Below are 25,507 nucleotides of genomic sequence, written 5' to 3' on the forward strand. Positions count from 1 at the left end.
CTCGATCGGTCACTTTACCTAGGCAAAAAGGTTCCATTTTTGCCCATTGGGCATCAGTAAGTATGTATCTATCCATAGTACTATTATAAATTAATCAGTTGCCTTTGTTAATTCTCAACAAACCCTAGTGGAAACCAAAATGCGTTGCATCAAATTATTAGGTGATAAATTCACAGCAAGTAGTTTTCCTAGTTAGATGAATTAGATTCATGCACATGTATAAATTTTTAATAAATTCAAGCAATTAGATTATCATATCCAGGTTGTCATTTGAATTTAGCTCAATTATAGTACCATCCTCTTTCAAACTTTTGGCAACAAAGCCTCGCTGCACTAGTAAACTAGATAAACTTGCAATAACGACTTTCGCAAGAGGTTTTATCTTGATGCGGTTGTGTAATGTTGGGTAGCGAATTTAAAAAAAATCAATCCAATCTGTAGAATAAAAATTCACGCTTTTTTCACCTATTTCCATCTAAGTTTAAACATGAAGTAATTCAAATAAATCATCTTTCTCAGTTCAAGTTGAAGGCAAAGGAGTAATTATGACTCTCGTATTGATATTGCTTAGCTTGTTGATTCAGTTTTTTGTGTTGTGGGCTGCATTTTATTTCGAACTCAATCGAACAATTGGTAGTATTTTGGCTATCGCTACTGCGATTCTATGCGCGATTTTTATTACACCTTGGTGTTTAGTGGTTGGTATTCCCATAATTTTAATGAGTATTATTTTACTTGTTGCACCATTACGTGAAGCGTTAATTGCTAAACCTGCATTTAATATTCTTTCCAAAGCAATGCCTAGCATGAGTATTACAGAAAAAGAGGCTTTGGAAGCAGGTACAAGTTGGTGGGAAAAAGAATTATTTATGGGAGCGCCTGATTGGGAAAAGTTTGATCAATATCCTTATCCAAAACTTTCCGTTGAAGAACAATCTTTTATAGACAATGAAGTTCAACAACTTTGCTCCATGCTTGATGAATGGAAAATTCACCACAAAGATAAAAATTTACCTCCTGAAGTTTGGCAGTTTATTAAAGATAAAGGTTTTTTAGGACTCATCATTCCAAAATCATTTGGGGGAAAACAATTTTCAGCATTTGCTCAAAGCCGCATTATGAGCAAGATAGCATCACGTTCATTGACTGCGGCAGTGAGTTGTATGGTGCCCAACTCGCTTGGTCCCGGTGAACTATTGCTACATTACGGTACAACTGCACAGAAGCAACGTTATTTACCCGGCTTAGCAAATGGTACAGAAATTCCTTGCTTTGGCTTAACCAGTCCAGAAGCTGGTTCTGATGCGGGAGCGATTCCAGATACAGGTATAGTCTGTTATGGGTCTTATCAAGGACAAGAAGTTCTTGGTCTAAAAATGAATTTTTCTAAACGATGGATTACGCTTGCACCGATTGCAACGGTAATTGGTTTGGCGTTTAAGTTGTACGATCCAGATGGTCTATTAGGTGATAAAAGTAAAAGTGAATATGGTATTACCTGTGCATTAATACCTGCAAGTCATGAAGGGATAAAAATAGGTGCACGCCATAATCCTGGTGCGCCATTTATGAATGGAACTGTGGAAGGAACAGACATTTTCATTCCAATCGACTGGATTATTGGCGGTCAACAAAATGCAGGTAAAGGTTGGCGCATGTTGATGGAATGTCTAGGCGTTGGTCGTGGTATTTCTTTACCAGCATTGGCGACTGCTGCGGGTGAGATGAGTTACCTTTTAGTGGGTGCATTTGCTAGTGTTCGACAACAGTTTAAAGTGTCAGTTGGGCATTTTGAAGGTGTGCAAGAGGCAACCAGTGATATTGCCAGTGATGCCTATATGCTTGAGTCATTTAGATACATGGTGACTTGTGGTTTGAATCAGGGTGGGACTCCAGCCGTCATGACAGCTATGGCAAAATACTATGCGACTGAAACTATGAGAAAAGTGATTAATCATGGTATGGATGTCGTTGGTGGACGTGCGATTCAGCTAGGACCACGTAATTTTATGGCTTTAACTTATCAATCCATACCTGTTGCAATTACGGTAGAAGGGGCAAATATTCTTACGCGTTCTTTGATGATTTTCGGTCAAGGTTCCATGAGATGCCATCCGTATTTATTTGAAGAACTGCAATTATTGCAATCAGACAATAAAGAGAGTGCTCTAAAAAAATTCAATACCTTGTTATTTAAACATCTTGCTTATACTTTTAATCGTGCTGCAAAAGCGCTTGCGTTTGGTCTCACAGGGGGGAGTAAAGAGGGCTCTTCATCGGCTGACGATTTCTCAAAACCATATTATGCAATCATCAATCGTATGAGTGCTGATTTTGCTTTGACGGCAGACATGGCATTGGGAATATTGGCTGGAGACTTAAAACGTAAGGAAATGCTTTCAGGTCGTTTAGCAGATATTCATGCCTATTTATTTATTGCAACAGCAATTCTTAATTATTATGAGCATGGACAAAGAACTGAGTCGGATCAAAAACATGCAGAATTAGCATTAAATAAGGCTCTCTATAATGCTCAGGAAGCATTCTTTGGATTGTATGAAAATTTCCCTGTGAAAATTGCTGCGACATTGGTGAAATTAATCAGTTTCCCATTTGGTCGACCAGTCACAAAACCATCGGATGAACTTAAACAACAAGTTGCTCAATTACTACTTAAAGAAAATTCTTTTAGAGCGGAATTGAAAAAACATGTTTATTACACAACCGATGAAACAGATGTGATGGGGCGCATGGAATCAACCTTCCAAATGTTGCTAACATTGCAGCCGCTTTGGGATAAGTTTAAAAAAGCTGAATCTAAAGATCAGTTTAAAGGACTGACTTTTGAGGAACATATTACAGATGCAGTTGCAGTGGGTTTTATTACTGCAAATGAAGCGGAACAGCTTTTAAAATATAATGCTAAACGCTACGACAGTATGCTGACTGATATATTTGATCAGCATTTAGAAAATGACCTGTCTCTTGGGAACCCTCATTTGAAAAGTTAGATAAGGTGGTCAATAAAAAAGCGAGATATCCAAGTCTCGCTTTTTTATTTTTTATAAATTAAATTTTTTACGATAGCGCCAAAGTGTGGTTCGACTCATACCCAGTGCTTTTGCTGCGAGTGAAAGATCATTTTGGTATTGAATTAATGTTTTCCGTATCGTTTCTTTATTGATTTTATCCGAGATCAGTAATGGTTCATCTTCAATGATTGAATTTGAAGGTGGAATATGTTGCTTATCAATAATTTCATCGGGTAAATCGCAAACATCTATTTCAGACTTCTCGTTTGCCATGGTCAGTGCGTAAAGGAGCGTATTTTTTAATTCACGGACATTTCCGGGCCAATCATATTGCATTAAGGTTTGTAATGCAGAATTAGATAATTTAGTCGATGTACCAAAAACATTGTGTTGTTCAGATAAAATATAATCTGCAATATATGGAATATCTTGCTTACGATCACGCAGTGGTGGAACAAAAATTGGAATAACACGCAGTCGATATAATAAATCTTGACGGAAGCGTCCAAGACGAGCTTCTTCTCGTAACGCTCGATGAGTAGCGGTGATAATACGGACATTCGCTCTAATCGATTTTTCTCCACCTAAAGGTGTAAATTCACCAGTCTCAAGAACTCTTAATAATTTTGCTTGAAGTTCTAATGGAATTTCAGCGATTTCATCTAAAAAAAGTGTTCCGCCTGCAGCACGTTCAAATACGCCTTTATGTTCTCGAATCGCCCCTGTAAAAGCACCCTTAACATGACCAAATAATTCGCTTTCCAGAATATTGGCATTTAAAGCTGCACAGTTAATGGCAATAAATACGTTATTTTTCCGCTGACTATGATCATGAATAGCCTGCGCAACCAGTTCTTTTCCACTACCAGATTCACCGCGAACTAGAACTGGGAATTCTGTAACTGCAACACGTTGAATAATGGAAAACATGCGTTGCATTTCTGGCGAGTAGCTATGAAAAGTCTGCTCTAAAGTTGGGATGTTTTGATCTTGTTTTATTTTCTGGATGACTTGAGTGGATTGTAATAAATACAAGGTTCCCTCAAAGTGCTGATCGATAATTCTAATAGGATGACGATGGCAAAACAGCTCGATGGATTGAGCTGCATCACTCATCATATGTCGTCCGATTTCAAGCTCATGATGTTGTATTGTTTTTTTTAAAGTTTGAAATAAAGAATTATTGATTTTTTTATCGTTCAATTCATACACAAAACGCTGCTTAGATTGATCTAAGATAAGAAAGGAACTATCTAACATTAGGGTTTGCAATTTAAACAAAAAGCTCTCTAAATCAGCTTGAGTATCAAAATCAATCGCTTGGTGCATGATGTTTCATCGAATGTTTTTCATTTGAAACAATTGAAACATATTGTGCAACATTAATGAAATGGTGATTTTGTTTAAAATTAAATATTATTAATTAATATATTGTTTTATTTGAATATAATTTATATTGCATAAAGTTGGCACTTAGATTGCAAAATAAGAATATAACCAAGCATATCGAGACAAATTGAAATGATATTTCATCAATTTTTTGAAAAAGAAAGTTCAACTTATACTTATTTGGTTGCATCTGAACAAACACGTGAAGCGGTACTGATTGATCCAGTTGCTTCTGAAATAGAAAGTTATGAACAAATGTTGAATCAGTTGAATCTCAAGTTAGTTTACAGCTTAGATACGCATGTTCATGCAGATCACGTTACGGCTGCAAATTTACTAAGAGCACGTTTTGGCTGTAAAACAGTTTTACATCGTAACTCTGGCGTGGATTGTGGCGATATTTTTATCACTGACCGCAGTGCGATCCGTGTTGGTGAATGCTTAATAGAAGCACGTTATACCCCTGGACATACGAATGCCTGCACAAGCTATGTCATTGAAAACATGGTGTTTACAGGCGATGCATTACTGATAGATGGTTGTGGTCGTACTGATTTTCAAGAAGGAAATGCTGAAACCTTATACGACAGTATCCACCAACAGATATTCACTTTACCTGACGACACGATCGTTTACCCGGGACATGATTATAAAGGTCGTTTGTCTTCAACTGTAAGGCATGAACGCGAATCGAACTCTCGTTTAGGTCATGGGCGTAGCAAACAAGATTTTGTAGAAATTATGAAAAATCTTGATCTTCCATATCCTAAAAAGATTGATATAGCCCTACCTGCCAATAAAGCGTGTGGGAAATAAGGGGGAAATTGTGAGTGAGTTAAAACAAGTTAACCCTGGATTTTGGGTATCTGCTCAGATCAATCAATCTGATTTGGTTGAAATTGCAGCCAAGGGAATCAAAACGATTATTTGTAATCGCCCTGATGGTGAAGGTGTCGACCAGCCAAATATTATTGAGATCCAAGAAGCTGCAATACGCCATGGGATTCAATTGGAATATTTACCTGTTGTAAGTGGGCGGGTGACAGATGAACAAGCAATTGAATTTAAGTCACTTTATCAAAAATCCCAAAAACCTGTACTAGCATTTTGCCGTTCAGGAACTCGATCGATTACCTTATGGGCACTGTCTCAAGTGGCTGAACTTACCATTGATCAGATGTTGTTGCAGTCAAAATCACTGGGCTACGATTTACAAGGTTTAGTCCCTCGAATTTTGAAGCAAAATCCAACTCAGTTAAACAATATACCGAATTTTTCTGTGGTGATTGTCGGTGGGGGAGCAGCGGGTATTTCAGTAGCATCAAGTTTGTTATCTCGTCAATCGAATTTAGATATTGCCGTGATTGATCCTGCTGAAATTCATTACTACCAACCAGGATGGACGATGGTGGGCGGGGGGATATTCGCTCCTGAAAAAACGGTAAGAACAATGGCGAGTCTGATTCCTAAACAAGTTCATTGGATTAAGGCGGCTGTTGCAGCTTTTGATCCTGATAATAAACAAGTTTTATTAGAGGGATGTAAGCCGATTAACTATGAAGTATTAGTCGTCTGTCCGGGCTTAAAATTAAATTGGCATGGAATAGAAGGTTTAGTTGAAACGCTAGGTAAAAATGGTGTGACTTCAAACTATCGTTATGATCTTGCGCCCTACACGTGGGAATTGGTTCGTAATATGAAACAGGGTAAAGCTGTTTTTACACAGCCACCTATGCCAATTAAATGTGCTGGTGCTCCGCAAAAAGCAATGTATTTGTCAGCTGATTATTGGCAAAGACAAGGTGTATTAAAAGATATTGAAATTGATTTTTATAATACAGGTGCGGTGTTATTTGGTGTACAAGCTTATGTTCCAGCTTTGATGGAATATATTAAACGTTACAATGCCAATTTACACTTTAATCATCAATTGATTAAAGTCGATGGAAGCCAAAAGCGAGCTTGGTTTAAGGTCAGTGAAGGGGAAAATACTTCGGTGATTGAAACTGATTTCGACATGATTCATGTTGTTCCTCCACAGCAAGCACCTGATTTTATCCGAGCGAGTAACTTGGTTGATACTGCAGGTTGGGTCAGTGTTGATCAGCATACCTTACAGCATAGTAAGTATCCTTATATCTTTGCTTTGGGTGATGTCACTAATGCACCAAATGCGAAAACGGCAGCAGCTGCACGAAAGCAAGCACCTATTGTTGCAGTGAATGTATTGCAGTACTTAAAAGGCAATCAGAATTTTGCGCAATATGACGGTTATGGATCTTGTCCGCTCACAGTTGAGCGTGGAAAGATTGTGTTGGCAGAATTTGGTTATGGCGGAAAACTGTTACCTAGTTTCCCTAAGTGGTTGCTCGATGGGCAAAAACCTTCACAGCTTGCATGGTTGTTAAAAGAGCAAATTCTACCGCCGATGTATTGGGATGGAATGCTCAAAGGTCGTGAATGGCTGGTGAAGCCAAAACTATAGTTTATTCAGCTTAAATAAATCAAATACTTAGCCCTGATTCAGAGCTGAGTTAGGGTAGTATTTTCTCCAGAAATGGGTTCATCCTTGTACGAGGACATTGCATATCATGTGGTTATTAGTCTTAGAAGGTCTTGCGATCGGATGTTTACTTGGATTGACAGGTGCAGGTGGCGGTATTTTGGCTGTACCAGCATTGATGGCGAGTCAAGGATGGACAGTGTCTCAAGCTGCACCAGTAGGTTTGTTGGCAGTAACACTTTCTGCATTTGTTGGCATGGTTCAAGGCTTATTCAAGAAAATCGTACGTTATCGTGCCGCAATATGGATCGCTTTAATCAGCTTGCCATCAGCACGTTACGGGATTCATCTTGCGAGTATTATTTCTCCAGTTTGGTTAAGCCTTGGTTTTAGTATCGTGATGATGATTGTGGCTTATCGTATTTTCTTCAATAAGGTGAATGATTTTGAAGATCCGCCGTGTAAGGTGAATCAATCAACAGGGCAACTGATTTGGAATGTTAAAACTGCTTCATTGTTGGGTATTATCGGCATAATTGCAGGTCTATTAACTGGATTATTGGGGGTTGGTGGCGGTTTCGTGATTGTGCCAGCTTTGCGTAAAGTCACTGATCTAGATATGCGTAGTATCGTTGCAACGTCACTGATGATCATTTTCTTAATTGGTGGTGTAAGTATTTCAATACACATCATAGATGGCTTTCAGTATCCAATCGTTGTAACTGTTAGCTTTGTTGTGGCTTGTATTATCGGCATGTTAATTGGCAGAAGATTAATCAGCCTGATTGATATCAAAACGGTACAAAAGGTATTTGCTGTAGTGGTAATTTGTGTTGCGATTTATTTGGTGATTTCAAGCGTATCGAAAATCTTGCCCGTGATTTCACTTTAATTATATTGTTATCTATTTGACTTTTAGTTTCTAAAACTGAGCCTAGACTCAAACGATGAGGTTTTGAGTTTAGGTTAAAAGATACATAAATTTATGTTTCCTATGTAATTTTGTATTATGATGCTAAGAGTTCACTAGCATGCCTAAAAGGATGCTTCACATAAACTTCATATGATTTCTATTAATATCATAAATATAAAAAGAGATTGGGTCAGGAAGAATCAATGTTTAAATTTTTTCTGCGATGGATGGATAGTTGGTCACTGACTGATACTTTAGATAAACAGCACATTCCTTTTCAAGAAAGCTCAAAAGATACCAAGATTCAGTGGCTTAGAATTTTACCATTCATTTTGCTGCATATCGCTTGTCTTGCAGTTTTTTGGGTGGGTGTGTCTTGGTTTGCTATCGCATTCATGCTGTTTTTTTATTTTATTCGTATGTTTGCGATCACTGCTTTTTTTCATCGTTATCTTTCGCATAAAACCTTTCAAACTTCGCGTCCAATACAATTCTTTTTTGTGTTGATCGGAACCATGAGTGCACAGCGAGGGCCTTTATGGTGGGCAGCTCATCATCGTTATCATCATCGTTTTACTGACACAGATCACGATCCGCATTCATCTACACATGGATTTTGGTACAGTCATATTGGATGGTTTTTAAATGAACAGAATTTTTCTACACGAAAAGAAGTTATTAAAGACTGGCTAAAGTTTCCTGAAATTGTTTGGTTAGACCGTTTTAGTTTACCTGTGGTTTTGTTCACTGCTTTTGCAATTTATGGTTTAGGTGAGTGGTTGAGTATTGCTTATCCGAGTTTAGGTACTTCAGGCTTACAGCTATTGGTATGGGGATTTGTGATTTCAACTGTTTTGCTGATTCATGCGACTCTATGTATCAATTCACTTGCGCATTTGTATGGCAGTCGAGACTTCGAGACGAAGGATAACAGCCGAAATAATTTATTTTTATCGATTATTACATTGGGTGAGGGCTGGCATAACAACCATCATTATTATGCGGGGAGTACTCGGCAAGGTTTCTTCTGGTGGCAAATCGACATTACTTATTACATTTTAAAAATGATGTCTTTTTTCGGTTTGATTTGGGGAATTAAACCTGTACCACAACGTATTTATGACACCCATAAAAGTCATCAATTAAATCTCAAAATAAACACGAGTAAAATTCAAAGCGAGGAGTCTTGATGAAGATTGCAATCGTAGGCTCTGGTATTTCAGGTATATACGCTGCGTGGAAATTATCAAAACAGCATGAAGTCACTATCTTTGAGAAAGAACAGTATTTCGGTGGACATACGGATACACATGATCTTTGGATTGAACGTAAAAACGTTGCTGTAGATAGCGGTTTTATTGTATTCAATGATTATAATTATCCTCTATTTAGCGCCATGCTTGCCGAATTAGGTGTGGAAGCACAGAATAGTGACATGAGCTTTTCAGTCAACAATCAAGTGACAGGGCTTCAATATAATCCATCAAAAAAATGGTCACTATTAACGCGACCTCAGAATTTTTTAAATAAGAAATTTCGGACCATGCTGTCCGACTTGATTCGCTTTTATCAAGACAACAAAGATATTCAGTTAGATCAGTGCAACGCTGAACTGAGTATCGAAGACTATCTGAATCAAAATGATTATTCAGAGGTATTTCGCCAAGAACATTTATATCCAATGTGTGGTGCATTGTGGTCAAGCCCAGTGGATCAAGTTGGAAATATTCCTTATAAATTTGTCGTAAGCTTTTTTCAACATCATCGTATGTTGCAGTTGGCTGATCGACCACAATGGCAGACAGTAAAAGGTGGTTCAGCTTCTTATATACGAGCGATTCAAAAAGCTTGTCCATCAATTATTTGGAAAAAAGCGCAAGTTCAACAAGTGATTCGTGAAAATGATTTAGTTCATATTGTCACCAATCAAGAACAAGAAACTTTTGATTGGGTTGTGTTTGCGAGTCATGCTGATGATACGTTAAAGCTTATTCAAGATCCTTCGGCAGATGAGCGAGATGTATTAGGTTGTTTTGATTATCAAGATAACTTTATGGTGGTACATTCTGATACTTCGATTATGCCGAAGCGTCAATCTCAATGGGCAAGTTGGCATGTGCATGTCACTGCTCAAGAGAAACATCAAAAAAATAGCAAAGCTCATCAAGTACACTATGGATTTACTTACTGGATGAACAGCTTGCAGAAGCTACCGTGTAAGACTCAGATCTTTTCTACACTCAATCCGAATATGCCGATCGCAAAAGATAAGATTTATGTCGAACGTCGTTATCGACATCCTGTTTTTGATAAAAAAGCAATTGAATCACAAGCGCAATGGGAACTGATCAATGGTCAAAACCGCAGTTCATTTTGTGGAGCATATTGGGGTTGGGGCTTTCATGAAGATGGGGCGAGAAGTGCTCAACGTGTAGTCGATCAACTATTAAAGTTGAACGGCTAAATCTGCAGGTGATCACATGTTTGAAGATTCACTTTCCATAGCCAAAGCTCAGATTAGACATCGGCGCTTTTATCCTAAAGCACACGATTTTCAGTCTAGTTTGAGCTATTTATGTTTTGATCCAGATCGTATCGATCAAAACCTAGATCATTCATGGCTTTGTTCAACTTCGCGTTGGAATATCTTAAATCTTTATGAAAATGATTTTCTAAAAGGCTATACAGGTTCGATCAGAGAACGAATTAAGAAAATCCTTTTGCAGCAAGTGGACACGATTTTATCGACTCAATCAGAAATTCGTGTGCTCGCATTGCCAAGAACTTTAGGATTTAGTTTTAATTCAGTCATCTTTTATTTTGTACTCAATCCTCAAAAACAACCAGTTTTCATATTGAGTGAAATCACCAATACTCCTTGGAATGAACGTAAAGTTTATGTGCATGACTGCCGTCAAAAATTAAAAGAGCACAGTCATTTCAAAAGTTATGAGTTCGAATTTGAAAAGAGTTTTCATGTGTCTCCATTTATGCCGATGGATATTCACTATAAATGGTGCTTTAACTTTTCAGATGAACAAAATGTGATTCATATGCAGCTTTATCAATCAGATAAATTTATCTTTGATGCAACGATGCGTTTCACTTTAACCAGCATCACAGTTCCTTCACAACTGAATCGTTATGCTATTCATCATATCTTTGAACCTTTCAAGATGTTAGCTTCGATCTACCTTCAAGCTTTTCATCTGTGGCGAAAGAAAGTTCCATTTTATCGGCACCCTAAAAAAGATAAGGATTTAAAACAACATGATGAAAACGCTTATTTTCGGTGAACACGATTCACTGCCTTTAGTTCTTCGGAGCTTGCTCAAACTTCGTCATGGTCAAATTCATTTTCGTGGAGAATGGAATGGTACCGTGGGAGAGCTTTCAGATTTAGAAGCTACGATAGATATTCGTAATAAAGAATTGATCGATCTGATTTTTAAAAACGGTGTACTTGGTGCGGCTGAAGGTTATATTCGCGGCTATTGGAGCAGTGAACACCTCGTTGAAGTCATTCAAATTTTGGCGAGAAACCGTCATGTGCTTGATAAGATTAATCAGAATGTGATTTCTCAAGCCAGCCAACTTGTATTAAAAGCTTGGTACAAAACACGTAAAAATTCATTGTCAGGAAGTCGAAAAAATATTGCAGAGCATTACGACCTGAGCAATGACTTTTTCAAACTCTTTCTTGATTCTTCAATGATGTATTCCAGTGCAGTATATAAGCACAAAGACATGACTTTAGAAGAAGCTTCGGATTACAAAAAAGAACTGATTTGTCAGAAGTTACAGCTCAAACCTATGGATCACTTGGTTGAGATCGGGAGCGGTTGGGGTGGTTTTGCGATTTACGCTGCTCAGCATTATGGCTGTAAAGTGACTACGATTACGATTTCTCAAGCACAATATGATGAAGCAACCAAACGTATCGCAGATGCGGGCCTTAGTCATCGTGTCGATGTTCAACTCAAAGATTACCGATTGTTAGAAGGCAAGTTCGACAAGTTGGTTTCGATCGAAATGATTGAAGCGGTGGGTGAGCAATATTTATCGACTTACTTTAATAAATGCCGATCTTTATTAAAACCGAACGGTTTGGGCTTGATTCAAGCTATCACAATTGAAGATGCACGTTATAAAAAAGCTTTGAATACCGTGGATTATATTAAACGCTATATTTTCCCAGGAAGTTTTATTCCGTGTATCAGCGTTTTAACTCAAGCTGCATCTGAACAACAATTACGCTTAAAGCATCTTGAAGATATTGGTTTGAGCTATGCAGAAACAATTCATCAATGGCGTGAGCGTTTCTTAAATGCTAAAGAACAAGTTTTGGCTTTGGGATTTGATGAAAACTTTATTCGGATGTGGGATTTCTATCTTTGCTATTGCGAAGGTGGCTTTAAAGAAGGGGTGATCAGCGATGTACACCTGTTATTTGAAGCAAGTCCTTATTAATTTCTCATTATTTTAAGCATCAAGGAGGCAGTTATGATATGGCAATTGTTTTTACTTGATGCCGTTGTGATGACGCTTTGTTGGTTGTGGGCAACAGTAAACCATCGTGCAGGTATCGTAGATGTCGCATGGAGTTTCTGTATTGTTCTCAATATTGCCATTACAGCATTGTTTGTTGAGATCGCTCCGTTAAATGTCAGATTGTTTCTCGGCGTATTAAGTTCAATATGGTTCTTGCGTCTAACTTTGCATCTATTCCGTCGTTATTTAGCTGAGCATGAAGAAGATCGTCGATATGCCAACATGCGTAGAGCAATGGGAAAATATCAACATTTTGGTTTCTTTCTATTTTTCATGTTTCAGGCTGGATTAGCCATTTTATTTAGCATTCCGATGTGGAGCTTGCTCAATGTGCCAAGCATGTCTTGGAGCATGGATACCAATGATTATCTGATTATTGCAGGTCTAATTATGTTTGTTGCATTCGTCGGTGAGACGGTTGCAGATCAACAATTATATCGTTTCAAGCAAAATCCTAAAAATCATGGCAAAACAATGGATCAAGGTTTGTGGAAGTATTCAAGGCATCCAAACTACTTCTTTGAATGGCTGCATTGGTTTGCTTATCCCATCACAGGATTAGCGGCAGGATTATTAAGCTTGTGGATCTATCCAATTTTGATGTGGTTATTCTTGTATTACATCACGGGTATTCCATTCAGTGAGCAACAAGCATTAAAAAATCGAGGTCAAAATTATCTCGATTATCAAAAACGAACTTCAATGTTTATTCCGTGGAAACCCAAACAGTAGGTACTGCACATGGACTTTATTATTCAAAAATCTTTAAAACTCGTTGAAAGCGGTTTAGTTCCAGATCAGGCAATTCGTGCAGCAATCCGTGCATTGAGTAAAAAGCGTTTGATTCAAGAAGGGCGCTATGATCCTGAGCAAGGTGCACAGCGTTATATGGACGTGCTCAATATGTTGGAGCACAGTGAGATTGCGATTGAAACAGACAAAGCCAATGAGCAACATTATGAGTTGCCGACTGCTTTCTTTCAGGCTGTCTTAGGCAAACGTTTGAAATATAGTGCCTGTTTCTTTCCACATGACCACACTACATTAGATGAAGCCGAAGAATTTGCACTGCAAATATATAGTGATCGTGCACAGTTGCAGGATGGTCAACAAATTTTAGAGTTGGGTTGTGGGTGGGGATCATTTACCTTATGGATGGCAGAGCGTTATCCAAATGCAAAAATTACGGGAGTGTCTAATTCAGCTACTCAACGCCAACATATTCTTGCAGAAGCTCAAAAGCGTGGTCTAAACAACGTAGAAATCTTAACCTGTGATGTTAATGTGCTTGAGTTAAAAGCGAATACTTTTGATCGTGTGGTTTCGGTTGAAATGTTTGAACATGTTCGAAACTATCAAAAGCTTTTTGAGAAAATTCAGTCTTGGCTCAAAGCAGATGGGATGTTGTGGTGTCATATTTTTTGTCATCGTTTCTTACATTATCCATTTGAAATTAAAAGTGAATATGATTGGATGTCGCGCTACTTCTTTACAGGTGGTCTGATGCCATCTACCTCTACATTCTTACATTTCCAAGATCATTTAGAGCTTGCGCAGCATTGGCAGTGGTCAGGCACACATTATGAAAAAACATCTAATGCTTGGCTAGAAAATATGGATCGTCATGCCGATGAGTTAAGACCTTTGTTTGAGCAAGTCTACGCACAAGATGCAGATGCATGGTGGCAACGTTGGCGTATATTCTTTATGGCTTGTGCAGAGTTATTTGGATTTGAACAAGGACAAGAGTGGGTGATTGGTCACTTCCTGTTCAAAAAGAAAGCCGTATAATTTAATTACTCTTTAGTGCAGATTAGCCTATGTTTAGACGCAATAAAAATGGCGAGCAAAGTCACCCACTGGGTGAGATGTTTAATCGCTATTATTGGTTGCAGATCGGGCTGATCGCACTTTCAATTATTATTGGTATTGCTTGTAGTGCATGGGTGATTAAAGGTTCATTACTCAAAACTGCGCTTGAACAAGAAATGGAACATTATTGGATACGTGTTGATCGTAATCCAAATGCCGATCTTCCAGACACTAAAAATTTATATGGCTATCGTTGGTCATCAAACAAGCCTCCGCAACCACTTCGTGATTTGACTTTACAGCAAGGTGTGCATCGTATTTTTGTAGATGGCAAAGATCGTATGACTGTTTATGGCGAGCGAAATGGTCAGCACGTTTTATTGGTTTTTGGCGAAAGTAACGTTAATAAAATTGTATGGATGTTCGGACTTGCACCATTAATGTTTAGCCTAATTGTGCTTTACAGTATTTTATGGTGGTCTAATCGTCGTGCTAAACGTTATTTCTCACCGATAACTCGATTAGCCAATGCTTTAGAACATATTGATTGGGCGCATCAAAATAAAGAAGCATCGCCGTTCCAAGGTATTAGTACCAATGGCAATTTAGAAGCGGAATATTTAAAACAAGCGCTGGAAAAATATCATCAAGTTTTAACTGAATTTATTTATCGAGAAAGAGAGTTTACGGGTGATGTGAGCCATGAATTGCGTACTCCGCTAACGATTTTGAAAGGCAATGTGCAACTTTGTCAGGCGAAATATGGTGAAGATAAATCACTAAATCGAATTTCGAATACCATCGAAGATATGCAATTGTTGGTTGATACGCTATTGGCTATTGCTCGAAACACCACGAACACGCTAACCGCTGAACAAATGACTCTATCAACGATCATTCGTGATTTGGTAAGTGACTTAGATCCAGTGAGTCAAAGCAAAGGAATGGAGATTCTAGTTCAATACGATCCTCAAGAATTTCCTCGTATGATTTATCCATCTATGACTAAAATGGTTCTGAGCAATATCCTGCGTAATGCTCTGAATTATTCCCAAGGCTCAAGTATTCATATTATTCAACAGAAAAATAGCATCATCATTGCTGATGACGGCATTGGAATTACCCTACCAGATGAATTAAAAGTCCGAGAGTTAAGTCGTAGTCAGCTAAAACTCAATCCTAAAGGACATGGCATAGGTCTACAGTTAGTAGAAAAACTATGTATGCAACTAGGCTGGAGAGTAGAGTTGTTCGATCGTCAATATTATTTAAATACACATACTGACCTTGAACTGCCGAATACAACAGGATTAATTGTTGTGGTATATATGAATTAAAGCACTTAATCCTCAAGTGCGATTTTTAAACCAACACCCGAAATCGTATGAATGAGTTTTTGTTGAAAAGGTTTATCCACCATTTTTCTTAAATTGTAAATATGGCTACGCAAGGCATCACTTTCTGGTTCTTCATCGCCCCATAATTCAATGACAATCTCCTGTTTGGTCATCACTCTGGGCGAGTGGTGCATGAGAATCTTAAGCAGCTTGAATTGAATGCGCGGTAAATCAATATGCTGACCAGCACGTATAATGGTTTGTGTGGAGCTATCTAAAATCAAGTCATGAATTTGAATTTTATTTTTGGAAACTTCGCCTAATGAACGTTTAATTAGGGCACGAATACGCATGACTAATTCATTGAAATCAAAAGGTTTAACTAGATAATCATCTGTGCCTGCAACAAAACCTTTCAATTTATCATCTAAGGTGTCACGAGCGGTAAGCATAAGCACGGGAATATCCATACCTTGTTCTGTTCTTAACCATTCACATAAATCGTAACCAGAGCCATCAGGTAAATTTATGTCTAATAAAAGCAGATGATATGCCTGTGTTTTAAGAAAATTACGTGCAGCATCCAAGTTACGCGCATGATCAATTACAAAACCATGTTCCTCTAAAAACTCACATACAGTTGCCGCAAGTTCATAGTGGTCTTCAACCATCAGGATAAATTGGTTGCTCATAATAATATCCACTATGGATTAAGTAATTGTTGTTTTAATTTAGCATTAAAAGGTGAATTTCCAAACCAAATTTTAAAATACTGATTTGCTTTTTGATCTGTAATCGCACCGAGAGTCTTTTGATTTAAAGATAATGTAAGTGTATTGCTATTTTGATTGTAGCTGAGGCTATAGAGATCACCTTTTTTTACAGGGTGATATAATTCTGTGATGTTATTCAGTGGTGAGTTATCTGAGAAGTCTGCAATATTTTTCTTAAGGAAATGAGTCGCTGCGCGTTTAAATGCCCATTCAGGAATGTTTTGACGATAAGAAAAGTCTAAGCGTATGTTCTGGTTTTCCCAGTTTTTTTTACAATCCTCTGCAAAGTATGTCACTGAACCAACAACTTTTCCCGTAACAATTAGTGGGGCATTCCGACAAGTTTGAACACTTGCATGCACTACATGAGTACCTACTATTAAGTTAATGGCACAAAATGAAAATATTTTCTTCGTTAAATTAGAATTCATTTTTAGCTCCATTGTGCAAAGAAATACTCAATTCAAAGCTTATTTAATAAGATATATTTTTAATAGGCATAAAAATTCAGATTTTTTTCAATACGTTCAATTTCGTAACGTGCATATGCAGGATTTGTTAGAGTATGATCTAAAATTGCATATAAAAATAGGTTTTGATTACTTTCAAGGGGAGTAATCATATGATATTGATTGTGTAAACTGATAAATATACCTTCAAGATAATCCATTGGATCAAACTGATGTGTCAGCTTTATTTGCATGTTATATATATTGGTAACTTCAAGTATAGCACTATCTATATTTATATGATGATCTCCTATAGATTTTAATATAGTACCATCATAATTATCTATCACAGCAAGGAAGATTAAACCATCAATGTGACTGAATTGATTTAATAAGAAATTATCGTTCATATATATCACCCTTGAATTATTACAAATTTATGATGGACGAATTTTAAACTATTTTTTGAAAGGTAAAACCAGAGAGTAACCTTTTCCAATATATGGTAATGAACGATATAAGCCATTGGCAGGATCCCAGTAATCCTGTTGAAAAATAATCAGATTTTGTTCATTAATCTTGATTTGGCTAATGCCGTAGGAAGACATGGTCTTGGTTCTGCCAAACATCCTGAAGTCATACTGCATATGCCAGTGAATATAGGCTGAATCTTTTTGATAAGTGGCACTAATAAGTTTGACATTGACGTTACTTACATGCTCATTCATACCTGAAAAATGTTTTACCAAATCTTGTTTGTTCGAAAACTGGGATAAGGTGTCATTAATGTATAGGTCATTAGCATAAAGTTGGCTTGCATTTTTAATAAAACTTGGTGTTCCAAGTGTATTGAATGCTGAAGTGAACCGCTTACCGATTTCAGTCGCTTGTTCTTGCGTCAAAGCAATGCCTGATATTTCTTTACTTGCTTTGCTATAGTCAGATGAATAGCTTGGTATACTTTTACACGAAGCTAAAGAAAATAAGGCTAATGTTGAAACCGCTAAAGTTCGTATAAATGCCATGCCCGTAAACTCATTTCATTTTATAAATAGTTTAGAGCGGGTTATGTGAATCTGATGTGAACTGATTATTGAACCTAATACGTTATTCATAGCCTAAGAAAATAATTTCTTGGTGGTGTTTCAAAAAGTATGCTGAAACAAAGCAGGTTGAATTTTGATAAAATAGAGAAATTCGAATAACTCTAGAAATCAAATGTCCAACCTGCCTCAGTGACAGTATAAAGAAAAATGGCATCAAAGTAGATGGGAAACAAAACTATCAGTGCAAAGACTGTAAACGTCAGTTTATTGGTGACCATGCTCTGAGCGATCTAGGATGTAATTCAGGCATTACTCGAAAAATATTACAGTTGATGGTCAGAGGTAGTGGTATACGAGATATCGCTGAAGTTGAGCGAATCAGTATCGGTAAAGTTTTACGTACTTTAACCGAATCGACCTACCAAATTCAGCCTAAACAAAGTCATTATGAGGCTCTTGAAGTTGATGAGTTTTGGACTTTTGTGGGAAATAAAAATAATAAACAATGGCTTATTTACGCCTTCCATCGAGAAACAGGTGAGATTGTTGCTTATGTTTGGGGTAAAAGAGACTTAGCTACAGTTCAACGATTGAAGACAAAGCTTAAACAATTAGGTATTCACTACACCCGAATTGCAAGTGATCATTGGGACAGTTTCATAACTGCTTTTAAAAACTGCAAGCAAAGTATTGGTAAATTTTTTACTGTAGGTATTGAAGGTAATAATTGCAAGATAAGGCATCGGATTAGGCGCGGTTTTAGAAGGAGTTGTAATTTTTCAAAAAAGATTGAAAACCATTTTAAAGCTTTCGACTTAACCTTTTTTTACATCAATAATGGCTTCATTTAATGTCAGCATACTTTTTGAAACACCACCCAGTTGTACCTGACGTCATCTGTAATGCGGGTGGCGTAACTGTATCTTACTTTGAATGGGTTCAAGATATGTCGAGCTACTTCTGGTCTGAGGAAGAAATTAATGAAAGACTGGATAAGTTGATGATTCAAGCCATCAATGATGTATGGCATAAATCAAGCGAGAAAGAATGTACCTTACGTACTGCTGCCTTCATTTTAGGTTGTGAGCGTATTTTAAAAGCACGTAAAGAGCGTGGTATTTTCCCAGGTTAATTTTCTTTGCTTTTGAAACGACCTTAAGACACATGTTTTAAGGTCGTTTTTTCATTGTTGGATCAATCCAAAAAGAAATCTTTCTGTAGATTGGTATTTCCAGCGACACATGCATATTGAGAAAAGTCAGTGATGCCAATACGAGACAAAGCTTGTTCATCGGTCAGGCTTTGTCCTGTAAGTTCACCTCTAGCCGTGCTATAAACCGCAAAAGCTGCATCTGCCATAATCTGTGGTTTACGGCTGACCTGTAAGGTATTTTCCTCACCTAAATTCTTCGAAACGGCTGCGGTTGCGATATAAGTTTCAGGCCAAAGCGTATTACATGAAATACCATAGTGACGAAATTCTTCCGCCATGCCTAAAGTCAAAATCGTCATACCATATTTAGATAGGGCATAAGGTGCAAGCATCCCGAGCCATTTCGGTGACATATTTACAGGCGGTGATAAGCTTAAAATATGTGGATTTTCAGCTTGCTTTAAAAAGGGCAATGCAGCTTGTGCGCAGATAAAGGTTGCACGATGGTTAATGGTTTGGATCAGGTCATATTGTTTTAATGAGGTGGATTCCACTCCCATTAATGCAATTGCACCTGCGTTATTAATCAGCACATCAATTCCGCCAAAGGCTTTGGCGGCTTGTTGAATAGCGGTATGGATTTGCTGTTCATCTCTAACATCTAGTAACAGTGGCAATGCTTTGCCACCAGCAGCTTCAATTTCTTCAGCCACACTATAAATTGTACCTGTTAATTTAGTGGTCTCGACTTCGGTTTTTGCTGCAATCACGACATTCGCACCTGCCTGAGCTGCTTTTAACGCAATCGCTCTGCCAATACCTCGACTGCCGCCAGTGATAAAAACAGTTCTTCCTTGCATATTATTCATTGATATTTCCTAGATTTGACTTGTTGTAAACGTTGAATTAGATCATAAAAGGGTGAGCAAATTTTTCAGGATCATAGAGTCGACGTTGCTTGGCAATCTCTACAATTCGATGGCGGAGCTGACGTTTGATCACGGCATAGGTTTGGCGGTGTTTTTGTGCCATATCTTCTGCAAATTTAAACACCTCATGACTTAATGCTTCGATCGGTTCAATTTGGTGAACGATTTGGGATTGTAGACATTCAGTGCCTGTCATGGTTTTGCCTGTCAAAGACATTTCCCAAATTGCATGTTGATTAGGAAGTAGTTGCACAATTTCAGCAATGATATCTGTAAAAGGAATGCCCAGATGGACTTCTGGAAAGCAAAAACGTCCTAGATCTGATCGCATAAATCGGAAGTCACAAGCAGACGCGAGAATTGCACCGCCTGCATAAGCATTACCACCTATTTCAGCAATTACAGGTAAGTTGAGTAATGCTAAACGGAGCAACATATTTTCAAGTTGCAGGGTAAAGGCTTTTTTACCTTCCAATGATTGTTGCATTAACCAAGCAAGGTCTAAGCCGTTACAAAAGGTTTTAGGATGCTCACTTCGAATAATTAAACAGGCATTATTTTTATCACTTTCAATTTCATCAAAAATAGCAAAATATTCTTCTAATACCGCTTTATTTAAAGCATTTTCCTGATTGCCATTGGTCAAATTCAGCACATAGGTCGATTGCTGTTTATCGAGTGTCATGCTTGCCATTTCAGCAATTCCCTATTGTTTTAGTCATCAATCTTGAGGTTATTATTTCGAAGAAAATACTCGCTCAATAGGGGAGACTATGCCATATTAATGATCATTTTAGGACATAGGATGTGTCATGCGTGATCCTTTTGGATTGTTTCAAGAAACCATCTCTGTTTCTTATGCCCATGTATTATTAGAAATCGTTTATGAATATGGCATTGATGCACACATCGCTTTGTATGGAACGGGATTGATTCCGACTGAAATGCAACAAGCCGATGCCAAGATGAGTGCGCATCAATGGTCAAAATTGGTGGTGAATGCGTTACGATTGACGGGGAATCCGCGTCTTGGGATTGAATATGGGTTTAGGTTACGCCCAACTTCGCATGGGGCTTTAGGGTTTGAATTTCTCAGTTGTGCGGATGTTGAAACGGCGTTAAGTCTTTGTCAGCAGTATTTTTGTACTCGAATTCAAAATTTTACCCCTGAATGGCATATAGATGAAACGTTTATCTATGTTTATCTAGATGATGTTCATCCAGTGAAATTAGGTGATGCAGAACAATCTGATCGGTTAAGACACTTTTTGATCGAAAGTTTATTATTTGGAGCAATTCATTTTCTCACTTTATTTTCTGACAAAATTGCAGAAAGTTGTGAGGTTTTTGTGGATTGGGCAGATGCTCAGAATTATGAAAAAATTGATTTATCCCAGATAAAGATTCATTTTAATCAACCACGTAATGGTTTTCGATTTTCTAAAAAATATTTACATTGTAAGAATTTGAATGCAGATCAAGTCGCATTCCAACAGGCTATTTTGTATTGTGAAAATGACAAGCTTAAACTCGTAAAAGAAAGTACACGGGACTTGCAAAAAAGTATTCGTTCTGAGTTGTTGTATCATTCCAGTCACGGTTATCCTTCACTTCCATTGATTGCACAGCGCTTAAATATGTCAGAACGAACGATTAAGCGGCATTTGCAAGCACAGGGCACCACATTTTTGCAAATCTTGGCTGAGGTTCGGTTTAATCAAGCCAAGAAATTACTACAACAGCAGCAATATAGTATTCAGGATGTTGCTGGTTTAGTAGGGTATGAAGAAGCCACCAATTTTATTCGTGCCTTTAAAAAGATGTTTGGGGAAACACCGAGTCAGTATCGCAAGAATAATCTATCCAAACTGAATTAATTGGGTATTTGACGTTGAATCGTTGTAATGAATAACTCTAGCGAATGCTGAATTTGTTCTGTCCATTCAAAAGAACAGTTCATACGAATAAAATGTTGATGTGAGGGCAACACATTAAATAAGGAACTTGGCGCAACACCAATATGATGCTGAATCAGTTGCTCATAGATTTGCATACTACTGACTTTGTCAGGAAGTTGAATCCACAAAAAATAACCATTTGGATAGTTATACACCTTACAGTCTTTCGGTAGTTGTTGTTTGAGATATTGAAAGAATTGCTTTTTATTCTTTTCTAAGGCACGTCGCAGAGTTCTTAAATGCTTTTCATAATGATGATGAGAGAGGAACTCCACCAGCGCATTTTGAATCAGCGCATTGGCAGAAATAGTACTCATCAATTGTAAATGTTGAATATGTTCAGAGAATTTACCTGCATAGACCCAGCCCATACGGAAACTTGAACCTAAGGTTTTAGAAAAAGAAGAGCAGTGTAATACCAGATTTTGTTGGTCAAAATACTTCATTGGCAATGGTTTTTGGTTGCCATAAAACATTTCTTCATAAACATCATCTTCGATTAAATGAATTTGATGTTCATGCAACAATTTAGCGATTTTATATTTGATGTCATCGCTGACAGTAAAACCAATTGGGTTATGTGCATTCAGCATAAACCAGCACACTTTGATCGGATAATTTTTAATAACTTGTTCAAAAGCCTCGATATCAAAGCCATGCTGTGGATGTTCTGGGATGGTGATGACTTTTAAACCCAAACGTTCAGCAGCTTGCCAAGCACCATAAAAAATTGTTTGCTGCAATAAAATATAATCACCAGGTTGCGTAATGGCTTGTAGTGAAAGATTTAATGCTTCTAGTCCACCTGATGTAATGACAATGTCATCTGCATCGGTTGGAATGCCCTGCATACAATAGCGTTGCGCAATCAGCTTTCTGAGTGCCAAATTACCGGGAGGTAAATTTGAAGTTTGGTCATAACTATGGCGATTGCGGGAAAGTTGTCCCATGATCTGAATCAGTTTTGGGGGATACAGCAACTGACTGTCTGGAAAGGCAGAACCTAAGGGGCTGACGTTGGGAGATTGAATTGATTTGAGATATTTAAAAACGAGTGAGTTAATTTCAATTTTCGGATTTAAAGACACCACTGAATAGGCTTGTGGAATCTGAATATGATTTTGCTCAGCCACAAAATAACCTGACTTTTCTTTTGAATAAATCAGCCCTTGTGCTTCCAGTTCTTGGTAAGCATTCATTACGGTAATCAGACTGAAACCTGATTGTTGTACTTGCTCACGTAAAGAGGGTAACTTGGTGTGTGGCTGCCAAGAACCATTTTCAATAAGCAGTTTCAAGTTATGTGCTAATTGTTCTGATTTATACATAAAATAAAGTAAATCCGTATTGATGGAATAGACCTCATCTAAAAGCTATTCCACCCATTTTTTAATAAACAAACATCAAGAGTAATCTAAATAGACCTGCAAAGATGGCGAGTGCAAAAAGTCCGACTAACCATAAGATTATAAACCATTGGGCTGGATTTAAATGCAGCGATTTTATTTTCATACAAAGCTCCTAGTGATAGCCTTCATCACCAATACGGACTTTATTCCGAAATACTCAGTACGACTTTCTATGCTAAAGTCTTGCGGTGTTTGCATCCAACTGTTAGAGGATACTATCCAAAACATGGAAATACAGGTGCCGATTGCAACCATGAGGGTAGCAAAAAAATGCGCTTTGGGGTTGACCCATCCCCAACCAAAGAGCATGATGCCGAGGAACCCCGCATTATAAATGGGATTTTGACTACATAGCTATTTGCATTCCAGCATAGCAAGAAAACAAGCGAGACCAATCGAGGTGGCAGGAAAGATAATGTGAAATGAAACAGTAAATGCAAACTGTATTCGAGCTAATTCTAAAGCAGTTAGACCAAGATCCATAAATGATCTGTTATATTTTTTTAGCGAAACTCTGTAGCTATTCAGTTGTTTGTACCTGATTCAAAATAGCATCAAGCAACGATGCAGTGTGTTAAATATTGATCAAGCATTGTAAGTCGTTTGAATGACACTAATTCGGACTGAATAGCGTATGACTATGTTTATCACTAAAGAACTTAATGCGTTGACTCAGCTTTTTCAAAGCAAAGTCCCTTCGCAAGCAGTACAACAACAGCTAAGTCTAGAATATGTAAATCTGGAAGCCACTTTATTAAGGGGCAAGATACTGAGAGATTTTTCTAAGGAGAAGGTCGCTTATATTGCTCAAGCTGAAATAGTGGAAAATGATAATAATCTCGCCTATTTATTTGCACCATTTATGATTGCTAATTTAAATCAGCCTGTGATTTACACCACGCCAGTCTCATCCTCTGTACTTAAGATATTGAATCAATACTATCAAGCTGAGAAAAGTGTCAATCTTAAAATCGAAGATGTCATCCACAGCCTCAAGCTTTATATCGAGCTGGTCGATGATGCAAAAGCAGAGCAAGATTTTCTGTTCTGTTGTTTAGTCAAAGCATTGTGTCGTACAGATATTTTTCATATTTTCTTGGTTACACATTTATCTTTAGATCAGCAACAGATTCAAATCCTAGAAGATTATTTTGATGTAAAAATTGATGTGATTCACGCTGATCGTAGGCCAAGCATGCTCAATGATGAATTGATTAATACGCGTAGGCTGCTATTTAAAAACAAAGATGAAGCACACAAAAGCTTATGTACTTTGTTTTCCAGTCTTAATGCAAATCTAGTCGCAAAGATTGGTCAGTTTAGTCCGACCCAAGCGGCACATTTAATCGAGGATATGTTTTATTCGGAACATATTTTTGAAAAGTTATCGGTCTATGCCGAATACATGCAAACCCGTATTCAAAATGGCGCTAGTTTTAAGGCTCTATCCACTATGTAGATTGTTATGAATTAAATTTTAGTCTTTCAATAGGAGCAGAACTTATGTCTCAACAGCAATCAAAATTCCCATACCTTGCGGTTGGAATCAGTATTTTATTGGGTTGTTTATTTTTAGTCTTTTTCTTTCTGGCTGTGAGCAACCAACCTGATTATATGCCATCGCAACAGAAGCAAAATGCTGCTCATGTACAATCATCAGCTCAATCGAAGCAATAGCTTATGTTTTTTAATCCGAAGCTTGGTTTTTCTCTCTTACTGGTGATTTTGAGCAATTGCCAGTAAGTTTTTTTGTTTTGGGCTTGGTTGTAATTGTTAAAATCAAGAGAGATTTTAACGCTCTAATTGATCGAATGAGACAAATCAAGAATAGAAAAGAAGCATAATTCATGTTAATCCTATCTGTAGCAAATGTTAAAAAATAGCTCAGATGAGGGCAACATGATTGATAACTCAGAACAAACCATTCATAAGCAAGAAAATACTAATTTTGCCAGAATTGAACCCTATATCCAACCCGCAGGTGGATAGGGCGCATTACTGAGAGTCGCTCGAAATCTAAAAAGGCAAGATATTTAAAATAGGACTTACGCACTATCATTTATAGATTCTCTGTGGTAGCAGATGATTTTTATCGAGAATAAAGTCATCAATGAAGTCTTTGATGATTGGTCTAAATAAGTTCTTTTGCCAACGATATACATTTTCAAAGATCCGCTCAAACTGGTTCTTTTGTATCTCGACGTAGGCCATCAAGGCTGAAAAAATATGATTCAAAATCAGTTTAGACCGTCT

The 25,507-nt window shown here is 37.5% G+C and carries 24 protein-coding genes and 4 pseudogenes; 17 read left to right on the forward strand and 11 right to left on the reverse strand.

What is annotated here, in order from left to right; genetic code table 11:
* Positions 1-545 precede the first annotated feature (545 nt).
* A complete protein-coding gene (locus CDG59_RS13925) occupies positions 546-3,011 on the forward strand; it encodes an acyl-CoA dehydrogenase (protein WP_087545847.1) in 2,466 nt (821 codons plus the stop codon).
* A gap of 51 nt (positions 3,012-3,062) precedes the next feature.
* On the opposite strand, the gene CDG59_RS13930 is transcribed toward CDG59_RS13925, so the two are convergent.
* Positions 3,063-4,361, reverse strand: coding sequence for a sigma-54 interaction domain-containing protein (locus CDG59_RS13930; protein WP_087545849.1), 1,299 nt, complete (start codon positions 4,359-4,361; stop codon positions 3,063-3,065).
* A gap of 192 nt (positions 4,362-4,553) precedes the next feature.
* Between CDG59_RS13930 and CDG59_RS13935 the strand changes: the two genes are divergently transcribed.
* From CDG59_RS13935 to CDG59_RS13980, 10 genes are all read left to right on the forward strand, one after another.
* Complete coding sequence (locus CDG59_RS13935; protein ID WP_087545851.1) at positions 4,554-5,237, forward strand: MBL fold metallo-hydrolase; 684 nt, start codon at positions 4,554-4,556, stop codon at positions 5,235-5,237.
* A gap of 10 nt (positions 5,238-5,247) precedes the next feature.
* Positions 5,248-6,906, forward strand: coding sequence for a bifunctional protein tyrosine phosphatase family protein/NAD(P)/FAD-dependent oxidoreductase (locus CDG59_RS13940; RefSeq protein WP_087545853.1), 1,659 nt, complete (start codon positions 5,248-5,250; stop codon positions 6,904-6,906).
* 106 nt (positions 6,907-7,012) lie between these two features.
* Positions 7,013-7,816 carry a sulfite exporter TauE/SafE family protein gene (locus tag CDG59_RS13945; RefSeq protein ID WP_087545855.1) on the forward strand — a complete coding sequence of 268 codons (804 nt, stop codon included), beginning with the start codon at positions 7,013-7,015 and terminating at the stop codon, positions 7,814-7,816.
* Between the two features lie 224 nt (positions 7,817-8,040).
* A complete protein-coding gene (locus CDG59_RS13950; protein ID WP_087545857.1) occupies positions 8,041-9,027 on the forward strand; it encodes an acyl-CoA desaturase in 987 nt (328 codons plus the stop codon).
* The gene (locus CDG59_RS13955; protein ID WP_087545859.1) at positions 9,027-10,301 is read left to right on the forward strand and encodes an NAD(P)/FAD-dependent oxidoreductase; all 1,275 of its coding nucleotides are present in this window, start codon (positions 9,027-9,029) and stop codon (positions 10,299-10,301) included. Before CDG59_RS13950 ends, CDG59_RS13955 begins: the two co-directional genes overlap by 1 nt.
* A gap of 16 nt (positions 10,302-10,317) precedes the next feature.
* On the forward strand, positions 10,318-11,133 hold the full coding sequence (locus tag CDG59_RS13960; RefSeq protein ID WP_087545861.1) for a DUF1365 domain-containing protein: 816 nt from the start codon (positions 10,318-10,320) through the stop codon (positions 11,131-11,133).
* Positions 11,108-12,307: an SAM-dependent methyltransferase gene (locus tag CDG59_RS13965; RefSeq protein WP_087545863.1), complete on the forward strand. Its 1,200-nt coding sequence runs from the start codon at positions 11,108-11,110 to the stop codon at positions 12,305-12,307. Before CDG59_RS13960 ends, CDG59_RS13965 begins: the two co-directional genes overlap by 26 nt.
* A 33-nt stretch (positions 12,308-12,340) precedes the next feature.
* Entirely contained in the window at positions 12,341-13,120 is a 780-nt protein-coding gene (locus CDG59_RS13970) for a DUF1295 domain-containing protein (protein WP_087545865.1), read from the forward strand.
* Between the two features lie 9 nt (positions 13,121-13,129).
* On the forward strand, positions 13,130-14,179 hold the full coding sequence (locus tag CDG59_RS13975) for an SAM-dependent methyltransferase (RefSeq protein ID WP_087545867.1): 1,050 nt from the start codon (positions 13,130-13,132) through the stop codon (positions 14,177-14,179).
* 29 nt (positions 14,180-14,208) lie between these two features.
* Entirely contained in the window at positions 14,209-15,537 is a 1,329-nt protein-coding gene (locus tag CDG59_RS13980; RefSeq protein WP_087545868.1) for a sensor histidine kinase, read from the forward strand.
* A 5-nt stretch (positions 15,538-15,542) separates the two neighbouring features.
* Here CDG59_RS13980 and CDG59_RS13985 read toward each other — a convergent pair whose 3' ends face one another.
* From CDG59_RS13985 to CDG59_RS14000, 4 genes are read right to left on the reverse strand one after another with little or no spacing between them, the layout of a single operon-like run.
* Positions 15,543-16,229 carry a response regulator transcription factor gene (locus tag CDG59_RS13985; protein ID WP_087545870.1) on the reverse strand — a complete coding sequence of 229 codons (687 nt, stop codon included), beginning with the start codon at positions 16,227-16,229 and terminating at the stop codon, positions 15,543-15,545.
* Positions 16,230-16,240: 11 nt separating this feature from the next.
* Positions 16,241-16,741, reverse strand: coding sequence for a chalcone isomerase family protein (locus CDG59_RS13990; RefSeq protein WP_087545871.1), 501 nt, complete (start codon positions 16,739-16,741; stop codon positions 16,241-16,243).
* 59 nt (positions 16,742-16,800) lie between these two features.
* Positions 16,801-17,169 carry a hypothetical protein gene (locus tag CDG59_RS13995; protein WP_087545873.1) on the reverse strand — a complete coding sequence of 123 codons (369 nt, stop codon included), beginning with the start codon at positions 17,167-17,169 and terminating at the stop codon, positions 16,801-16,803.
* A gap of 48 nt (positions 17,170-17,217) precedes the next feature.
* Entirely contained in the window at positions 17,218-17,784 is a 567-nt protein-coding gene (locus CDG59_RS14000; protein WP_087545875.1) for a nuclear transport factor 2 family protein, read from the reverse strand.
* A 170-nt stretch (positions 17,785-17,954) separates the two neighbouring features.
* On the opposite strand from CDG59_RS14000, the gene CDG59_RS14005 reads away from it, so the two are divergent.
* A complete protein-coding gene (locus CDG59_RS14005; protein ID WP_087545877.1) occupies positions 17,955-18,656 on the forward strand; it encodes an IS1 family transposase in 702 nt (233 codons plus the stop codon).
* 29 nt (positions 18,657-18,685) lie between these two features.
* Positions 18,686-18,937, forward strand: a pseudogene (locus tag CDG59_RS14010) (Glu/Leu/Phe/Val dehydrogenase); the annotation flags it as partial.
* A 62-nt stretch (positions 18,938-18,999) separates the two neighbouring features.
* Here the strand turns inward: CDG59_RS14010 and CDG59_RS14015 are convergent.
* Both CDG59_RS14015 and CDG59_RS14020 read right to left on the reverse strand, forming a co-directional pair.
* Positions 19,000-19,827: an SDR family oxidoreductase gene (locus CDG59_RS14015; RefSeq protein ID WP_087545879.1), complete on the reverse strand. Its 828-nt coding sequence runs from the start codon at positions 19,825-19,827 to the stop codon at positions 19,000-19,002.
* Between the two features lie 37 nt (positions 19,828-19,864).
* On the reverse strand, positions 19,865-20,581 hold the full coding sequence (locus tag CDG59_RS14020) for an enoyl-CoA hydratase/isomerase family protein (RefSeq protein WP_087545881.1): 717 nt from the start codon (positions 20,579-20,581) through the stop codon (positions 19,865-19,867).
* A 118-nt stretch (positions 20,582-20,699) separates the two neighbouring features.
* Between CDG59_RS14020 and CDG59_RS14025 the strand changes: the two genes are divergently transcribed.
* The gene (locus CDG59_RS14025) at positions 20,700-21,764 is read left to right on the forward strand and encodes an AraC family transcriptional regulator (protein ID WP_087545882.1); all 1,065 of its coding nucleotides are present in this window, start codon (positions 20,700-20,702) and stop codon (positions 21,762-21,764) included.
* Here the strand turns inward: CDG59_RS14025 and CDG59_RS14030 are convergent.
* The 3 genes and pseudogenes from CDG59_RS14030 to CDG59_RS14035 all read right to left on the reverse strand — a co-directional run.
* Positions 21,761-23,173: a PLP-dependent aminotransferase family protein gene (locus CDG59_RS14030; protein WP_087545884.1), complete on the reverse strand. Its 1,413-nt coding sequence runs from the start codon at positions 23,171-23,173 to the stop codon at positions 21,761-21,763. The two genes, CDG59_RS14025 and CDG59_RS14030, sit on opposite strands and share 4 nt — an antisense overlap.
* 61 nt (positions 23,174-23,234) lie before the next feature.
* A complete protein-coding gene (locus tag CDG59_RS15680) occupies positions 23,235-23,357 on the reverse strand; it encodes a hypothetical protein (RefSeq protein WP_264754469.1) in 123 nt (40 codons plus the stop codon).
* Positions 23,358-23,398: 41 nt separating this feature from the next.
* Positions 23,399-23,737: pseudogene (locus CDG59_RS14035) on the reverse strand (cytochrome ubiquinol oxidase subunit I); the annotation flags it as partial.
* Positions 23,738-23,888: 151 nt separating this feature from the next.
* Between CDG59_RS14035 and CDG59_RS14040 the strand changes: the two are divergent.
* The 3 genes and pseudogenes from CDG59_RS14040 to CDG59_RS15555 all read left to right on the forward strand — a co-directional run.
* Entirely contained in the window at positions 23,889-24,713 is an 825-nt protein-coding gene (locus tag CDG59_RS14040) for a hypothetical protein (RefSeq protein WP_087545885.1), read from the forward strand.
* A gap of 44 nt (positions 24,714-24,757) precedes the next feature.
* Positions 24,758-24,931, forward strand: a complete 174-nt coding sequence (locus CDG59_RS15195; protein WP_143225229.1) for a cbb3-type cytochrome oxidase assembly protein — start codon at positions 24,758-24,760, stop codon at positions 24,929-24,931.
* 225 nt (positions 24,932-25,156) lie between these two features.
* Positions 25,157-25,240, forward strand: a pseudogene (locus tag CDG59_RS15555) (hypothetical protein); the annotation flags it as partial.
* A gap of 69 nt (positions 25,241-25,309) precedes the next feature.
* Here the strand turns inward: CDG59_RS15555 and CDG59_RS14050 are convergent.
* Positions 25,310-25,507, reverse strand: a pseudogene (locus CDG59_RS14050) (IS701 family transposase); the annotation flags it as partial.

This window comes from Acinetobacter sp. WCHA29 (assembly GCF_002165335.1).
In the GTDB taxonomy this organism is placed as follows: domain Bacteria; phylum Pseudomonadota; class Gammaproteobacteria; order Pseudomonadales; family Moraxellaceae; genus Acinetobacter.

Bases quoted from the DNA above. Each gene is read 5' to 3' on its own strand.
- CDG59_RS13925 (WP_087545847.1), top strand. From the start codon at position 546: ATGACTCTCGTATTGATATTGCTTAGCTTGTTGATTCAGTTTTTTGTG.
- CDG59_RS13930 (WP_087545849.1), bottom strand. From the start codon at position 4,361: ATGCACCAAGCGATTGATTTTGATACTCAAGCTGATTTAGAGAGCTTT.
- CDG59_RS13935 (WP_087545851.1), top strand. From the start codon at position 4,554: ATGATATTTCATCAATTTTTTGAAAAAGAAAGTTCAACTTATACTTAT.
- CDG59_RS13945 (WP_087545855.1), top strand. From the start codon at position 7,013: ATGTGGTTATTAGTCTTAGAAGGTCTTGCGATCGGATGTTTACTTGGA.
- CDG59_RS13950 (WP_087545857.1), top strand. From the start codon at position 8,041: ATGTTTAAATTTTTTCTGCGATGGATGGATAGTTGGTCACTGACTGAT.
- CDG59_RS13955 (WP_087545859.1), top strand. From the start codon at position 9,027: ATGAAGATTGCAATCGTAGGCTCTGGTATTTCAGGTATATACGCTGCG.
- CDG59_RS13960 (WP_087545861.1), top strand. From the start codon at position 10,318: ATGTTTGAAGATTCACTTTCCATAGCCAAAGCTCAGATTAGACATCGG.
- CDG59_RS13965 (WP_087545863.1), top strand. From the start codon at position 11,108: ATGATGAAAACGCTTATTTTCGGTGAACACGATTCACTGCCTTTAGTT.
- CDG59_RS13970 (WP_087545865.1), top strand. From the start codon at position 12,341: ATGATATGGCAATTGTTTTTACTTGATGCCGTTGTGATGACGCTTTGT.
- CDG59_RS13975 (WP_087545867.1), top strand. From the start codon at position 13,130: ATGGACTTTATTATTCAAAAATCTTTAAAACTCGTTGAAAGCGGTTTA.
- CDG59_RS13980 (WP_087545868.1), top strand. From the start codon at position 14,209: ATGTTTAGACGCAATAAAAATGGCGAGCAAAGTCACCCACTGGGTGAG.
- CDG59_RS13985 (WP_087545870.1), bottom strand. From the start codon at position 16,229: ATGAGCAACCAATTTATCCTGATGGTTGAAGACCACTATGAACTTGCG.
- CDG59_RS13990 (WP_087545871.1), bottom strand. From the start codon at position 16,741: ATGAATTCTAATTTAACGAAGAAAATATTTTCATTTTGTGCCATTAAC.
- CDG59_RS13995 (WP_087545873.1), bottom strand. From the start codon at position 17,169: ATGAACGATAATTTCTTATTAAATCAATTCAGTCACATTGATGGTTTA.
- CDG59_RS14000 (WP_087545875.1), bottom strand. From the start codon at position 17,784: ATGGCATTTATACGAACTTTAGCGGTTTCAACATTAGCCTTATTTTCT.
- CDG59_RS14015 (WP_087545879.1), bottom strand. From the start codon at position 19,827: ATGAATAATATGCAAGGAAGAACTGTTTTTATCACTGGCGGCAGTCGA.
- CDG59_RS14020 (WP_087545881.1), bottom strand. From the start codon at position 20,581: ATGGCAAGCATGACACTCGATAAACAGCAATCGACCTATGTGCTGAAT.
- CDG59_RS14025 (WP_087545882.1), top strand. From the start codon at position 20,700: ATGCGTGATCCTTTTGGATTGTTTCAAGAAACCATCTCTGTTTCTTAT.
- CDG59_RS14030 (WP_087545884.1), bottom strand. From the start codon at position 23,173: ATGTATAAATCAGAACAATTAGCACATAACTTGAAACTGCTTATTGAA.
- CDG59_RS15680 (WP_264754469.1), bottom strand. From the start codon at position 23,357: ATGAAAATAAAATCGCTGCATTTAAATCCAGCCCAATGGTTTATAATC.
- CDG59_RS14040 (WP_087545885.1), top strand. From the start codon at position 23,889: ATGACTATGTTTATCACTAAAGAACTTAATGCGTTGACTCAGCTTTTT.
- CDG59_RS15195 (WP_143225229.1), top strand. From the start codon at position 24,758: ATGTCTCAACAGCAATCAAAATTCCCATACCTTGCGGTTGGAATCAGT.